The sequence below is a fragment of the Flavobacterium sp. R1_16 genome (genome assembly GCF_057652095.1).
Window position 1 is genome coordinate 1 of the sequence record NZ_JBYFCG010000064.1, and the last position, 231, is coordinate 231.

General features: G+C 40.3%; 1 pseudogene. It reads right to left on the reverse strand.

What is annotated here, in order from left to right:
* Positions 1-40 precede the first annotated feature (40 nt).
* Positions 41-231, reverse strand: a pseudogene (locus AC23L6_RS13450) (ketoacyl-ACP synthase III); the annotation flags it as partial.

A 231-nucleotide genomic window follows, 5' to 3' on the forward strand; every position in this document is an offset into this window, starting at 1 on the left:
ATAAGTAATCCGCTTCATCATAAGCAAAAGTAGCAGATTAATGTGCCACAATCCCTTCGTTATCACCAGCAACAGATTCAAATATTGTAGCTCCAGCTCCGTCAGAATAAATAATAGAATCCCTGTCGTGTGGGTCAACAACTCTTGATAAAGTTTCTGCTCCAATGACAAAGCATGTAATTGCCATACCTGATTTGATGTAGGCCGAGGAATGAATTACACCATCTACCC